This window comes from Streptomyces sp. NPDC091271, assembly GCF_044757505.1.
GTDB lineage: Bacteria > Actinomycetota > Actinomycetes > Streptomycetales > Streptomycetaceae > Streptomyces.
On sequence record NZ_JBIVVD010000002.1, the window covers coordinates 281,111 to 294,570 of the forward strand.

A 13,460-nucleotide genomic window follows, 5' to 3' on the forward strand; every position below is an offset into this window, starting at 1 on the left:
CTAACCATGCCGCGGCGGCCCCCCGGTGGACCCGGGACGTGGTCCACCGGGGGCCGGGCGAGGTCAGCCCGTCGACTCGTCCGGGGTGGGGTGTTCCGGGTGGACACCGGCATTGCGGGCACCGCTGCGGCCCGAGCCGGCCTCGTCGGGGTCGGGCCCGTCGGCGTCGGAACCGGCCTCCTTCTCCGCTTCGGGGCGTTCCGCGCCCGGCGGGAGGATCACGTCGAGAGCGTCCTCACCCTCCTGCGCCTGCTGGTCGGGCATGTCGGCGGGTATCGGCGGCGGGCAGCCCGTCGCCCCCGTGTAGGCGGTTCCCTGGGGCCTGCGGTCGGTCATGTCGTCGCTCCCGTCTGTATGTGCCCATGCTGGTACGGGCGGGCCGGTCTCGCACCCTCGCGTACCCCCTGCGTCCCGCCCGACGCACGCCCGGCCCACCCGTTCCCCGCAGGTCAGCCGCGGCTGATCTCGAAGTGGTCGACGCGCTCTCCCGACTCGGCGAGCGCCGTGACCTTCATCCGGGGGTGCCTGCCGGCCTCCACCTCCACCGCGAGGAAGGAGAAGCCGGTGTAGCGGACCCGGGACCACTCCACGGTCTCGGCCGCCTTTCCGCCGCCCTTGACCACGTGGTAGGTGTTCACGCTCTCGAGGTCCGAGACGTGGCCCTCGTAGCTGTCCGGTGCCGGGAAGTCGTACAGTGCCTTGCCCGCCCCGCCGGCTGTGACGTACACGATGCCGTCCCGCGTCGGGTCGGTGCGCTCCCCGATCGGGACCGCACGCCGGACCGTGTTCCTCAAGATCGCGTCGGTGCGCTCGTAGACGTGGTTGTGGCCGTTGATGACCAGGTCCACCTGGTGCTTCTCGAAGAGCGGCACCCAGGCGTCGCGCACCCCGCCGTCGGAGGCGTGCGCATTGGTCGTGGAGAACGCACAGTGGTGGAAGAACACCACGATGAAGTCGATGTCGTCCCGGGCCCGCAGCTCTCCCAGGCGCCGGTCCAGCCAGCGCGTCTGCTTGCCGTCGCTGACACCGAAGTTGGCCGGGATCTCGTACGAGACGTCGTTGGCGTCGAGCGCGATCACGCCCACGTTGCCGTGCGTGAAGGAGTAGGCGCCGGGCTGGCCGACCGGATCCGGGCCGTTGTCCGGCAGCGTCCAGCGGGCGTTCTGGCCGCCGTAGCCGTCGGGCGAGTACCAGGCCTCCATGTCGTGGTTCCCTGTGGTCACCATCCACGGCACGCCCTTGGACACCGTCTCGGTCTGGGCCAGGAACTGGTCCCAGGTGCGGGCGTCGTAGGAGTCGGTGGCCTGCCCCGAGCCGGACGGGTCGGCGTAGCAGATGTCGCCCGCGTGCAGGTGGAAGGACGGGTTCTGGCCCAGGATCAGCTGGTCGTTGCCGAGCGCGTGGTAGCTGACACCCTGGTCGCCGAAGGCCGTGAAGGTGAAGGACTCGGCGCGCGCGGGCGCGGTGGTGAGGGTGCCGAGCGTGCCGAGGTTACGGGTGTCGGCCGGGTCGAACCCGTCGTGGCCCACGCCGTAGTAGTACGTCGTGCCGGGCTTCAGCCGCTCCAGGGCCGCGTGCACGTAGAACTGCTCGGCGGCCGCGATCTTGCCGTCGTTCAGCAGAGGCGTCGTCAGGTGCCGTACCTCCGCGTCGATCTTGCGGCTGAGCGCCCACGGCTTGAGGCCGATGCGTATGTATGGCCGCTTCACGGCGAAGGGGACCTGCCAGGAAACCGTCATCTGCGTCTTCGCGTCGGCCCCGTAGGCGAGGTGGCGGCCGAAGGGGGCCACCAGCGAGCCGTCCACCTGCGCCGAGCGGGCCTGCGACGTGATCACGTCCGGAGCGGCGGCGTACGCGGGCTGGGAGGCGAGGCCCGAGGCCAGACCGGTGCCCGCCACGGCCGCGGTGGCCATGCTCGTACGGAGAACACCGCGCCGAGTGAGCCGGGCGCGCAGGTATTCGTGTTGCTCGGCCATGCTCATGCGGTCGGCGAGCTTCTCGGGGATTCCGAAACGGGGGATGTCCATGGCCGAAAACATCCACCGAATTCCTGACGGCACGCCATCGGATGAGTGAACGCTACACGTACACAATCCCATGAGTCCCTATGGTGAACATGACGTGTCGTCGGGTGGGACGTGGGGGACGCGTACCAGGGTGCCACCGTCGGCTCTCCGTGATTCCCTCACCACTTTGGAGTGACATTCTGTCATTTCTCATGAACCCAGAGTTACGATGTTCCTGCCGGTGAGCGACGCGCGGTGGGAGGCATGGCGCCAGGCACAGTCGATCAGCCGGTCGTCCATCGTCATGGCCTCACCCCAAGGAATGCCCGTGAAGCTCTCCCTGCCCCGTTCTCCTCGAGCCGCTTTCGCACTGACGGCGAGCGCGCTCCTCGCGGCCGCGACGGTGGCGTCCGCGGCTCCAGCCTTCCCCGAATCCGCACGCGGTCCGGAAGTGCGGCAGGCCGGCACGGTCTCCGCCGCACAGTGCGGATTCTTCCGGTACAGCGTCCGCGAGTCCCAGTTCGCCGCGTACAACCACTGCGGTGAGACGACCGTGCTGGTCCACGTCGACGTCAGAGGGGGCGGAAGCGGGAACGACTTCCACCTCTGCGTCGGCCCCGGCCCCACGCAGCTGCCGGGGGCCGGGCCGAACTACCTCAACGCGTACTACATCGGCGGCGCCGGATGCCGGGTCGGAGTCCGGACCGGACACACGCCGCACTGAGGCGGATCGCGGCAGGGCGCGGCGCGGTCGGCCAGGGCCGTTCAGGGCAGCTCCAGGAGGTCAGCCCAGACGCACGGGCAGTGCGTGCAGCTCGATGTCCTCGACGGCCCAGCTGTATTGCCCGGTGAGGTTCGCTGTCGACGGTGCCCAGCGCAGGGTCTCCTCGACTATCTCGCTCCAGGGGATGTCGCCGGCGAGCACCCGACCGAGGTGGTCCGGGTGGGTGAGCAGGGCGTGGGCGGTATTGCTACTGCTGGTCGCTGGAGCTGGTACTCGCGGGGCCCTGGGGGGACATGGCCGCGCACCCGCCGTCCGGCGGCCTGCTCAGGATCAGCACGGCGACGTCGTCGCGGCGTACGCCGCCGGAGTAGCTCTCCAGGTCGGCCTGGAGGGCATTGAGGACCTGATCCGGCTCATGCCCCGCCCATAGGCGGAGCCGCTCGTCCAGCGGGTAGAACGCGCCCGCCTCGTCGCGCGCTTCCGTCACCCCGTCGGTGAATACCAGCAGGGCGGCCTCCGGCGGGAACCCGATCCACTCGGCGGCGCGTGCATCGCCGCTGAGGTCCGCCATGCCGAGCGGTACGGACGTCCGGTGCAGGGTGACCGCCGACGCCGCCCCGTCGCACAGCAGCCGTGGCGACAGATGGCCGCAGTTGACGGCCCGCACCCGCTCACCGCCGTCGAAATCGAGCAGCAGGGCTGTGACGAAGCGTTCGTCCTCACCGGTCTCGGCGGAGAAGGCGTTGTGCCGGACGACCGCGTCCTCGACGGCGTCGGCCACGGCGGTGAGCTCGGGCTCCCTGACGGCCGCCTCCCTGAACGCTCCGAGGGCGGCGAACCCCGTCCCGATCGCGGGCAGCCCCTTGCCCTGCACATCACCGATGATCACGCGGGTCCCGTGGGGCGACTGCACGACCTCGTAGATGTCGCCGCCGACGAACCGGTCCTCCTCGATCGGCTCGTAGAGACCGTGGGCACAGACCTGCCGCGTGACGACGGGGAGCGGGCGCAGGATCTGGCGCTGGAGTGCGACGGCGGCCGAGCGCAGCCTCGCCACCTCGGTGGCGTGCCGGATGCGTGCGGCACAGGCGACGACGCCCAGGGCGCTGGCGACGGCGGTGAAGCCGATGAGGAATACCACGTCCCAGAAGGCCCCGGTGGAGGCGATCCGGGATCCGACGACGACCAGCGTGACCCATACCGCCACGGCCGTTGTCTGCCGCACCGTGCAGAAGACCGAGGCCAGCGCCGGCAGCACCACCAGGAGCGGGATGAGGGGGAGGTCGTTACCGGTGAGGGCGTCGAGGAGGACGACCGCGACGGTCAGAAGGAGGAGCCACAGAGCGAGCGCCCAGCTCGCGATCCGGGCGGTGCCCGCCTCGGTCTCTCCCGGATCGGCGCCGGGCAACGGAAGGCTGCGCGCCGCCGACGGGCGCCGGAGACCCATGACCACGGCACGCCTCCCGCCTGTCCGTCCCTAACGCCCCGCGTGTTCCAAGCTACCCGCCCCCTGGCCCCGGGTCCTGGCGTCCGCGCGCGGCTCCGCCTCCGCCGGGACGAGGGCCGAGAGGAAGGCGGTCCTGCGGCGCAGGGTGAAGCCGAGGGATTCGTAGAGCCGGATGGCGGAGGTGTTCGACGCGGCGGCGTGCAGGAAGGGTGTCTCGCCCCGCTCCCTGATGCCGTGGGCGACCGCCCTGACGAGACGCGTCGCGAGTCCTTGACCCCGTACCGAGCTGTCGGTGCAGACGCCACTGATCTCGGTCCAGCCGGGTGGGTGCAGCCGCTCCCCCGCCATCGCGACCAGGACTCCGGCGCGGCGGATCCCGAGATAGGTGCCGAGCTCCACGGTGCGCGGCAGGAACGGGCCGGGGCGGGTGCGCTCGACCAGGTCCAGCATGTCCGGCACGTCGGCGGGGCCGAGCAGCAGGGCCTCCGGGTCGGGGGCGGCGTCCACCGAGTGGTCCACCAGCTGGACGCCCTCGGCGTGGAAGACGATTTCCCAGTCGGCGGGCGGGGGCTCACGGAAAGCGGTGAGAGTGACGGGCGCACCAGGGCCCGCGAGTGCGGCGACGTCGGCCCAGTCCTGGGCGTCGGGCGCGTCCGGCAGAGCCAGCCAGGGGGTGACGTCGGGGCGGTAACGCAGGATGCGGCCGCGCCGCTCGGCGAAGTGCGCGTGCGGGCCGGTCAGCGAGGCGCGGGCGGGGTTGTCCAGCGGATGGGGCCCTTCGGTCTCCGCACCGGGGCCGGGCACGGTCGCCGTGGACGGGTCCGGCGTACGCGGCGTGGACGGGTCCGGCGTACGCGGCGTGGACGGGCCCGTCGTATTCGGCGTGGACGGGTCCTCGCTCCGGGACGTGTGCGTGTCCGTGCTCCGCGACGTGGGCGGGTTCGTGAGCGGGGGTGTGGCCTCGGGCATGGACTCTCTCACTCCGTTGGTCTCGGCGGCCGGGGACAGGGGTGGAAGGCCGGCGGGCCCGCTTCTATTCCCGGGCGGCCGGACCGTTCACACACATGCAATCAACGCGCTCACCAGGGCATCCCGCCTCCGTGGTGCCGCGTCGGAACCGGGCGGACCCGTGCGTGCGGCAGGGTGTGCGCCCGCCCGGCCGGTCCTGCGAATCGCGCACCACTGCGCGGGATACGGCCCCACCGGACCTCGGCCTGTGGCACTCTGGACATGGCCGCCCCACCGGGCTCCCCCGTACCGGTGGGGCGGTTCTGTGTGCTTCCGCGCGACACTCCCGGGGCGCGCGAAGCTCCGTCATCGTGACCCGGAGGACGATCACGTCCGTTCTCGGCCAATCCAGGCATGACCCTGGCTCAAATCAACTCCTCTCCGCATGAGTTGCGGACCACCGGGCAGACGCATACACCTCAGGGCCCGCAATCTGAGGAGCGTGACGGGATGACCCTGCACACTGCACAGACCGCCGGTGCGGAACGGGCAGGTGCCCCGGACGGGATCCCCTGGATCGAGGACGCCGGACAGGTCGCCCCCCAGGACGCACGGAAGCTGTCGAAGCTCTTCTTCGACGCCCTGCGGGAGATCGACGAGGGCACCGCGGAGTACCAGTACACCCGGAACACCCTCATAGAGATGAACCTCTCCCTCGTACGGTTCGCCGCGGGACGCTTCCGTAATCGGGGCGGCGGCGACATGGAGGACATCGTCCAGGTCGGCACCATCGGTCTGATCAAGGCGATCGACCGCTTCGACCTCTCCCGCGAGGTCGAGTTCACCTCGTTCGCCGTGCCCTACATCGTCGGTGAGATCAAGCGCTTCTTCCGGGACACCACCTGGTCCGTGCATGTGCCGCGGCGGCTGCAGGAGTTGCGGGTGGAGCTCGCGAAGGCGAAGGAGACGCTCGCGGCGGGCCTCGACCGGGACCCCACGGTGCGGGAGCTCGCCGAGTACCTCGGCCTCGAGGAGGGGGAGATCACCGAGGGCCTCGTCGCGGCCAACGGCTACACGGCGGGGTCGATCGACCTGCCGGCCGACGCTGCGGAACCGGTTGGCCGCGCGTCGGGCGGGCGCACCATGGCGGATGTGCTGGGCGAGCCCGACCCCGCGATGGAGACGGTCGAGAATCTCCAGACGCTCGCCCCGCTGCTGGGTGATCTCGACGCGCGTGAGCGCCGCATCATCGACATGCGGTTCGGCCAGGAGATGACACAGGCTCAGATCGGCGAGGAGCTCGGCATCTCGCAGATGCATGTCTCCCGGCTGCTCAGCCGCATGCTCAGCAAGCTGCGCAGCGGGATGTTCATACAGGACTGACCTACGGCCGACGCCGGGCCGGCTCCGTCTGTGACGGGGCCGGTCCGGCTTGTCTGTTGCGGCGGCATTGCAGCTTCGTGGCCACGTGCGCGACCGGCTTCCGTCCCGGCGCGGGCGGCCTCTACGGTCCGTAATCAGTACGCCGCCGCGTCGCCACCGTGCTCGCGCGGACATCCCGAACGACCGTGCGAGGTATCACATGAGCCAGCCCGTCGACTCCGTCACCGCGGGACACACCCCTGAGGACCACGACCGGCAGGAAGCCGGGGCCGCGTGGTCCTTCGAGACGAAGCAGATCCACTCCGGCGCGGTCCCCGATCCGACGACCGGGGCCCGCGCGGTGCCGATCTACCAGTCGACCTCCTTCGTCTTCAAGGACACCAAGCACGCGGCGGACCTCTTCTCGCTGGCCGAGCCCGGCAACATCTACACCCGGATCCACAACCCCACACAGGACGTCCTGGAGCAGCGGATCGCCGCGCTCGAGGGCGGGGTCGCCGCCGTCGCGCTCGCCTCCGGCCAGGCGGCCGAGACGCTCGCGCTGCTGACGCTGGCGGGCGCCGGCGACCACATCGTCTCCTCCGCCTCCCTCTACGGCGGTACGTACAACTTGTTCCGGCACACGCTTCCCCGCTTCGGGATCGAGGTGTCGTTCGTGGAGGACCCCGACGACATCGAGGCGTGGCGTGCGGCGATCCGGCCCGGCACCAAGGCACTGTTCGCGGAGACGCTGGGCAATCCTCGGGGTGACGTCCTCGACATCCGGAGCGTGGCGGACGTGGCGCACGGCGCGGGGGTCCCGCTGATCGTCGACAACACCGTTCCCACGCCCTACCTCCTGCGTCCGCTGGAGCACGGCGCGGACATCGTGATCCACTCGGCGACGAAGTTCCTCGGGGGGCACGGCACCACGATCGGCGGGGTCGTCGTGGACGGCGGCACCTTCGACTTCGGCGCCCACGCCGAGCGCTTCGCGGACTTCCACACGCCGGACCCCAGCTACCACGGCCTGCGGTACTGGCCGGACCTCGGACGCGGCGCGTTCGCCGTGAAGCTCAGGGTCCAGCTGCTGCGCGACCTCGGGCCGGCGCTCTCGCCGCACTCCGCCTTTCTCCTCCTCCAGGGCGTGGAGACGCTGAGCCTGCGTCTGGAGCGGCACACGTCCAACGCCCTGGCGCTCGCCCGCTGGCTGGAGAACCGCGACGAGGTGTCGGCCGTGCACTACGCCGGCCTGGAGTCGAGCCCTTGGTACGAGACCGGCCGGCGCTACCTGCCGCGCGGCGCCGGTGCCGTGCTCGCCTTCGAACTCCGGGACGGGGTGGAGGCCGGCAAGCGGTTCGTGGACGCGGTCGAACTGTTCAGCCACCTCGCCAACATCGGTGACGTGCGGAGCCTGATCATCCATCCGGCGTCCACGACGCACAGCCAGCTGACCGAGGAGCAGCTCGCCGCCACGGGAGCCACCGCGGGGCTGGTGCGGCTCTCCGTGGGCCTGGAGAACGTGGACGACCTGAAGGCGGATCTGGAGGCAGGGTTCCGCGCCGCCAAGGCGGCGTCCTGAACCGCGTCTTCGCGCCGTCCTCGCTCCCTCTCCCGCCGGCTTCCGGAGGCCGACGGGAGGGGGACCCGCCCGGCCGCCGCTCGTGGGTGACGCTCGACGGCCCGTTCGGCCTCGAGTCCGGTGCCACGCTGCCCGGGGCACGGCTGGCGTACGAGACCTGGGGCCGTCTCGCACCGGACGGCGCCAACGCGGTGCTGGTGCTGCACGCGCTGACCGGTGACAGTCACGCGGCGGGCCCCGCCGGGCCCGGGCATCCGTCGGCGGGCTGGTGGGACGCGTTGATCGGACCGGGCCGGGCACTGGACACCGACCGCTGGTTCGTCGTCGCGCCGAACGTCCTGGGCGGCTGCCAGGGCAGCACGGGTCCGTCCTCCCGGCGGCCCGACGGCTCCCGCTGGGGCGGGGACTTCCCCTACCTGACGGTGCGCGACCAGGTGGCGGCCGAGGCGCTGGTGGCCGATGCCCTGGGGATCGGACGGTGGGCCGCGGTGATCGGCGGTTCGATGGGCGGCATGCGGGCGCTCGAATGGGCGGTGAGCCGTCCCGGCCGTACGGGATCGCTGCTGGTGCTCGCCGCTCCCGCCGCCTCCTCGGCCGAACAGATCGCCTGGGGCTCCACGCAGATCGCCGCCATCCGGAACGACCCGGGCTGGGCGGGCGGCGGCTACCACGACGCACCACCCGGTTCGGGCCCCCACCAGGGGCTCGGGCTGGCCCGGCGGATCGCCCATGTCACGTATCGCAGCGAGGCGGAACTGGGCGCACGGTTCGGCCGGCGACCGCAGCCCGGTGAACTGCCCTCGCAGGGAGGGCGCTACCAGGTGGAGTCGTATCTCGACCATCACGCGTCCAAGCTGGTACGCCGCTTCGACGCGGGCAGCTATGTGGTGCTCACCGAGGCGATGAACGCGCACGACGTGGGGCGGGGCCGTGGCGGTGTCGCGCGGGCACTGCGCCGGGCCGGCATGCCCGCCCTGGTCGCGGGCATCGATTCGGATCGGCTGTATCCACCGGCGCAGCAGGCGGAGCAGGCGGAGCTGCTGCCCGGGGCCGACCGACTCCGGATCATCGAATCACCTCACGGACACGACGGGTTCCTCATCGAGACGGACCAGGTGGGCGCTCTCGTAAGGGAGTTGCTGCCCCCGGACGGCTGAACCTGCCCGATCCCGATCCTTGCCCTGACCGCCCTGACCGCAGACCTCTTCCCCTGGAGCGCCCATGAGTGCCGTACCGTCCGAAGCCGTGTACGACCGGAGGCGGCTTCGCCAATGGACCCGTGGCGGCGCGAGATCCGCGGGGATCGACCGCCGCGATCTGCTGAAGCTGGTCGCCGCGGCCTCGGTCGCGGCCCCGCTCCTCCCGGCCGCCGCGTCCCCCGCGCACGCGGCGCAGTCCCTGGCGGGCGTGGTGAAGCCCTTGCCGCCTGAGCTGTTCACGGTGCGCGGCACCAACGCCGAGACGAACTTCGCGGCGCTGCGGCACACCGGGCTGCTGACCCCGGCCGACCGCTTCTTCGTCCGCAACCACACCGCGACCCCGGCCGTCGACGCGGCGGACTGGAAGCTGACGGTCTGGGGCAGCGGACTGACCGGCGGTCCGGTGGACTTCTCGTACGAGGCTCTGCGCGCCCTGCCGTCCGTCTCCCGCACCGCGTTCGTCGAGTGTGCGGGCAACGGCAGGAGCTACTTCACCTCGCAGCAGGGACAGCAGGTCAGCGGCACCGCGTGGACCCTGGGCGCGATCGGCACGGCGCGCTGGCGTGGGGCGCGGCTCGCCGATGTGCTGCGCCGGGCGGGCATCGGCCGGAACGCGGTCGACGTGCTGCCGCGCGGCCTGGACGCGGAGGTCGTCAGCGACGGGACGAACCTGGGCCGGGTGCGCAGGCCCCTCCCGGTGGCGAAGGCCCTGGACGACGTCCTCCTCGCGTACGAGATGAACGGCGAGCCGCTGCCGCCCGACCACGGCGCGCCGGTCCGGTTGATCGTCCCGTCCTGGGTGGGCATAGCGAACATCAAGTGGGTGGGCGACATCGAGGTGAGCGCGGAGCCGCTGCTGAGCCCGTGGAACACGGGCCTGTACCGGCTCTTCGGCCCCGGGTATCCGCCCGAGGGCAGCGCGCCGCTGACCCGGCAGACGCTCAAGAGCGCGTTCGAACTCGCGCCCGGTGCCTCGTTCGCCGCCCACCGCAGGCATCTGCTCACGGGCCGGTCCTGGTCGGGCGGCGCACCGGTGCGCTCGGTCGAGGTCAGCACCGACGGTGGCGTCCGGTGGCGCCGCGCACGGCTGCGCGACGAGCCCCGGGCCGGGAGCTGGGTCCGCTGGACCGCCGACTGGGTTCCGACGGCGCCCGGCCTGGGGGTGCTGCTCGCGCGGGCCACGGACCGGGCGGGACGCACCCAGCCGGAGACGACGGCCCACAACACGCAGGGCTATCTCTTCGACGCGGTGGTGAGGCACCCGGTGACCGTGGTCTGACCGACGAGGACCGTCAGGACCGGCCCGCGTAGTACGTGGCGATCATGTCCTGGCCGCCGTGTCCGGCCGCCTCCGCCCGGGTGAACCGCTCGGCGGAGGCGGCGACCAGGTCGAGCGTCACTCCGGAGGCCTCGGCCGCGTCGAGGATCAGCCGGGAGTCCTTGAGCGCGGTGGAGAGCGCGAAGCTCGGGCTGAGATCGCCGGAGAGCACCGCCGCGGACTTGCCCTGGAGATACGGCGTGTCCAGTGGGCCGCCCTTCATGGCGTCCAGGAAGAGCTGCGGGTCGAGCCCGAGCCCCTCCGAGAGGTTGAGGCACTCCGCCACGCTGTTGACCAGGTTGATCACCCAGGTGTTGGCGACGAGCTTGAGCCGGGTGGCGCCCCCCGGTTCCTCGCCGACCCACACGGTGCGCTGACCGATGGCCTCCAGGACGGGGAGTGCGGTGGCGCGGGCGCTCGAGGGGCCTGAGACGAACACGGTGAGCGTGCCCTGCTCCGCGGGCTGTTTCGTGCCGGAGACGGGGGCGTCCAGGTAGACCAGCCCCAGTCCGGCGGATCGGTGGGCGAGGTCGGTCGTGGCGTCGAGGCCCACGGTGGCGCTCTGCAGCCAGACCTGCCCCGGACGCAGACCGGGCGTGGCGGCGGTGAGGGTCTCCGCCACGGCTCGGCCGTCGTTCAGGGCGGTGAGGACGACGTCGGCTCCGCGTACCGCTTCCTCGGGCGTGTCCGTCACGGTGGCGCCGTGGGTGGCCAGCGGTTCTGCCCTGGACCGTGTGCGGTTCCATACCCTGACGGGGAGCCGTGCCCTGAGCAGGCTGCGGGCCATCCCGGCTCCCATGATCCCGGTGCCGAGGACCGCGACGGTCGGCGTGCCGGGGGCGGCGTCGGCGGGGGATGCGGTGGTCATGGGGAGATTCCCTTCGTCGGTGCGGGCTGGTCTCGGGACCCGTGGGCCTCAAGACTGCCGCAGGGCACCCTCCAGGGCGGCGCGGTGCACGGCTCTGGCGAGTCGCGCGCCCCAGCGCGAACGTGGTCCGGCGAACGGCTCGCCGGGCTGCTCTCCCGGGTCCGGCGCGGCGACGCACACCGCGTCGGTCGGGGTCCCCGAGCAGTCGAGTCCGGCGTCCACGAGCGCCTGGACCTTCGCCTCGGTGGCGGTCGCCACCGCGTTGACCAGGGCGGCGTCGGAGAGCGCCACGGGCAGGGTGACGACGATGTTGACGGTTCCCGGCGGCCGCGGGCCGTCGGTGCCCTCCGTCGGGGCCGCGGCCCATCCCCGTACGCCGAGGCCGCTGGTGACGGTCGCGGTCACTCCGCCGTCGTCGGCGACGGTGTGCGCGGTGACATCGGCGGCGGTCATGAGTCCGGCGCCCAACCCGTCGAGCGCCTCGGACGCCGCGATCTCGGCGAGGTGCCGGTCGGGGTCGAGCCGGGGGTAGCCGCCGGGCACCTGGGCGTTCAGGATCCAGGCCCGGGGGCCGATCCCGCCGCCGAGCACGGCGCTGCTGCACACCCGCCAGCCGGGCCCCAGCCGCCAGACCAGATGGTGCAGCCCGAGGCCGTCCTCCTGCCGGGCCAGCAGCTCGCCCCGCTGTCGAGGCGGACGGATGACTACGGATCCGATGACGCACCCCGTGACAAGCCTGCCGACCGTCGGCAGCGGCGTCGATCATACGGGCGGGCCGGGACCGCACACCCGGCGCGCCCATGGAGAGTGCTCACTCGAATGGCGTAACGCGTGTGGCGGGGCCGATACCCGCGTGGAACGGGGCCACCGCCCCTCCCCGGTGTCCTGGGCCGCTCGCCGCCCAGGCCGGGAAGTTGCACCGTCCAACCGGGTGAGGCGCGATGGAATCCGGACGCGCCTCCCCTGCTGGACCCAACCGCAGGACGCGCCCGGGCGAGGAGGAATCGGCCATGGGAGCCGCTGACGGTTTCACGGATTCCGGAGAACTCGACGGTCTGACCGTCTACGACAGCGACGGAGAGAAGGTCGGCACGGTGGGGCGGGTGTACGTCGACGACGACACCGGCAAGCCCGACTGGATCACGGTCAAGACCGGCATGTTCGGCATGAAGGAGAGCTTCGTTCCGCTTGCCGGAGCCCGCCGGGTGGGCTCCGACCTGCACGTCTCGCATCCGAAGGACCGCGTCAAGGAAGCCCCCCGGGTGGACGCGGACGCGCACCTCTCCGTTTCGGAGGAGGAGGAGCTCTACCGGCACTACGGGATGACCAAGAAGGCCACCGGACGCACCGGAGCGGGCGGCGACGCGCGCACGACGTCCGGGACCGGAACGGGAGCCATGGGTGCCGCGGGTGCGGCCGGGGCAGCCGGTGCGGCCGGCACCGCCCGCACGACCTCCGGCGGCCAGGCGAAGGCCACCGGTGCCGCGGGCAGGCACCGCGACACGGAGACCTCCTCCACGTCCCGCCCGCTTGCCGGAGCCGGAGCCGAGCGGTCCGCCGCGGGTGCCGGCGGCCGCGAGGAGATGGTCCGGTCCGAGGAGCAGCTCCAGGTCGGCACGGAGGAGTACGAGAGCGGGAAGGCACGCCTGCACAAGTACGTCGTGACGGAGAACGTCACGCGGACGGTGCCGGTGTCCCACGAGGAGGTGCGCGTGGTGCGCGAGCCTCTGCAGCCGGGCGAGAAGGTCACAGGTGTGAAGGGCACGAACGACCTCGGCGAACAGGACGTCGAAGTCACCCTGCACGCCGAACGAGCCACCGTCCGCAAGGAGGCGGTCCCCGTGGAACGGGTCCGTCTCGAAACCAGCAAGGTCACCGAGCAGAAGGAAGTCTCCGCCGAGCTCCGCAAGGAGAAGATCGACTACGCGGACGGCAAGGACGACATGGGCAGCGGCAAGGACATGGGCGGCGAGTTCGGCCAGGGACGTCGTCGCTGACCCCCTCAC

Annotated in this window: 13 protein-coding genes; 6 read left to right on the forward strand and 7 right to left on the reverse strand. The window is 71.9% G+C overall.

What is annotated here, in order from left to right; translation table 11 throughout:
• Window positions 1-63 precede the first annotated feature (63 nt).
• Window positions 64-336: a hypothetical protein gene (locus ACIQM3_RS08735; RefSeq protein WP_401620769.1), complete on the reverse strand. Its 273-nt coding sequence runs from the start codon at window positions 334-336 to the stop codon at window positions 64-66.
• A 113-nt stretch (window positions 337-449) separates the two neighbouring features.
• A complete protein-coding gene (locus ACIQM3_RS08740) occupies window positions 450-2,027 on the reverse strand; it encodes a fibronectin type III domain-containing protein (protein WP_401620772.1) in 1,578 nt (525 codons plus the stop codon).
• Window positions 2,028-2,247: 220 nt separating this feature from the next.
• Between ACIQM3_RS08740 and ACIQM3_RS08745 the strand changes: the two genes are divergently transcribed.
• Window positions 2,248-2,730: a DUF6355 family natural product biosynthesis protein gene (locus ACIQM3_RS08745; RefSeq protein ID WP_401620774.1), complete on the forward strand. Its 483-nt coding sequence runs from the start codon at window positions 2,248-2,250 to the stop codon at window positions 2,728-2,730.
• A 60-nt stretch (window positions 2,731-2,790) separates the two neighbouring features.
• Here ACIQM3_RS08745 and ACIQM3_RS08750 read toward each other — a convergent pair whose 3' ends face one another.
• From ACIQM3_RS08750 to ACIQM3_RS08760, 3 genes are read right to left on the reverse strand one after another with little or no spacing between them, the layout of a single operon-like run.
• On the reverse strand, window positions 2,791-2,931 hold the full coding sequence (locus tag ACIQM3_RS08750) for a hypothetical protein (protein WP_401620777.1): 141 nt from the start codon (window positions 2,929-2,931) through the stop codon (window positions 2,791-2,793).
• 46 nt (window positions 2,932-2,977) lie between these two features.
• Window positions 2,978-4,183 carry a PP2C family protein-serine/threonine phosphatase gene (locus ACIQM3_RS08755; protein WP_401620780.1) on the reverse strand — a complete coding sequence of 402 codons (1,206 nt, stop codon included), beginning with the start codon at window positions 4,181-4,183 and terminating at the stop codon, window positions 2,978-2,980.
• 24 nt (window positions 4,184-4,207) lie between these two features.
• Window positions 4,208-5,146, reverse strand: coding sequence for a GNAT family N-acetyltransferase (locus ACIQM3_RS08760; RefSeq protein ID WP_401620783.1), 939 nt, complete (start codon window positions 5,144-5,146; stop codon window positions 4,208-4,210).
• Between the two features lie 489 nt (window positions 5,147-5,635).
• Here ACIQM3_RS08760 and ACIQM3_RS08765 point away from each other — a divergent pair, with 489 nt between their 5' ends.
• From ACIQM3_RS08765 to ACIQM3_RS08780, 4 genes are all read left to right on the forward strand, one after another.
• Window positions 5,636-6,508: an RNA polymerase sigma factor SigF gene (locus ACIQM3_RS08765; protein ID WP_401620786.1), complete on the forward strand. Its 873-nt coding sequence runs from the start codon at window positions 5,636-5,638 to the stop codon at window positions 6,506-6,508.
• Between the two features lie 199 nt (window positions 6,509-6,707).
• Complete coding sequence (locus ACIQM3_RS08770; RefSeq protein WP_401620788.1) at window positions 6,708-8,069, forward strand: bifunctional o-acetylhomoserine/o-acetylserine sulfhydrylase; 1,362 nt, start codon at window positions 6,708-6,710, stop codon at window positions 8,067-8,069.
• Entirely contained in the window at window positions 8,066-9,226 is a 1,161-nt protein-coding gene (locus tag ACIQM3_RS08775) for a homoserine O-acetyltransferase (RefSeq protein WP_401622362.1), read from the forward strand. Before ACIQM3_RS08770 ends, ACIQM3_RS08775 begins: the two co-directional genes overlap by 4 nt.
• Before the next feature lie 64 nt (window positions 9,227-9,290).
• Window positions 9,291-10,547 carry a sulfite oxidase gene (locus ACIQM3_RS08780; protein WP_401620791.1) on the forward strand — a complete coding sequence of 419 codons (1,257 nt, stop codon included), beginning with the start codon at window positions 9,291-9,293 and terminating at the stop codon, window positions 10,545-10,547.
• Window positions 10,548-10,560: 13 nt separating this feature from the next.
• On the opposite strand, the gene ACIQM3_RS08785 is transcribed toward ACIQM3_RS08780, so the two are convergent.
• Both ACIQM3_RS08785 and ACIQM3_RS08790 read right to left on the reverse strand, forming a co-directional pair.
• A complete protein-coding gene (locus ACIQM3_RS08785) occupies window positions 10,561-11,454 on the reverse strand; it encodes an NAD(P)-dependent oxidoreductase (RefSeq protein WP_401620793.1) in 894 nt (297 codons plus the stop codon).
• Window positions 11,455-11,502: 48 nt separating this feature from the next.
• Window positions 11,503-12,129 carry an adenosylcobinamide amidohydrolase gene (locus tag ACIQM3_RS08790; RefSeq protein ID WP_401622365.1) on the reverse strand — a complete coding sequence of 209 codons (627 nt, stop codon included), beginning with the start codon at window positions 12,127-12,129 and terminating at the stop codon, window positions 11,503-11,505.
• 335 nt (window positions 12,130-12,464) lie between these two features.
• Between ACIQM3_RS08790 and ACIQM3_RS08795 the strand changes: the two genes are divergently transcribed.
• Window positions 12,465-13,451 carry a PRC and DUF2382 domain-containing protein gene (locus ACIQM3_RS08795; protein ID WP_401620796.1) on the forward strand — a complete coding sequence of 329 codons (987 nt, stop codon included), beginning with the start codon at window positions 12,465-12,467 and terminating at the stop codon, window positions 13,449-13,451.
• Window positions 13,452-13,460: the final 9 nt, after the last annotated feature.

Excerpts from the sequence above, each read along its gene's own strand:
- ACIQM3_RS08735 (WP_401620769.1), bottom strand. The coding sequence starts at position 336 with ATGACCGACCGCAGGCCCCAGGGAACCGCCTACACGGGGGCGACGGGC.
- ACIQM3_RS08740 (WP_401620772.1), bottom strand. The coding sequence starts at position 2,027 with ATGGACATCCCCCGTTTCGGAATCCCCGAGAAGCTCGCCGACCGCATG.
- ACIQM3_RS08760 (WP_401620783.1), bottom strand. The coding sequence starts at position 5,146 with ATGCCCGAGGCCACACCCCCGCTCACGAACCCGCCCACGTCGCGGAGC.
- ACIQM3_RS08765 (WP_401620786.1), top strand. The coding sequence starts at position 5,636 with ATGACCCTGCACACTGCACAGACCGCCGGTGCGGAACGGGCAGGTGCC.
- ACIQM3_RS08770 (WP_401620788.1), top strand. The coding sequence starts at position 6,708 with ATGAGCCAGCCCGTCGACTCCGTCACCGCGGGACACACCCCTGAGGAC.
- ACIQM3_RS08780 (WP_401620791.1), top strand. The coding sequence starts at position 9,291 with ATGAGTGCCGTACCGTCCGAAGCCGTGTACGACCGGAGGCGGCTTCGC.
- ACIQM3_RS08785 (WP_401620793.1), bottom strand. The coding sequence starts at position 11,454 with ATGACCACCGCATCCCCCGCCGACGCCGCCCCCGGCACGCCGACCGTC.
- ACIQM3_RS08795 (WP_401620796.1), top strand. The coding sequence starts at position 12,465 with ATGGGAGCCGCTGACGGTTTCACGGATTCCGGAGAACTCGACGGTCTG.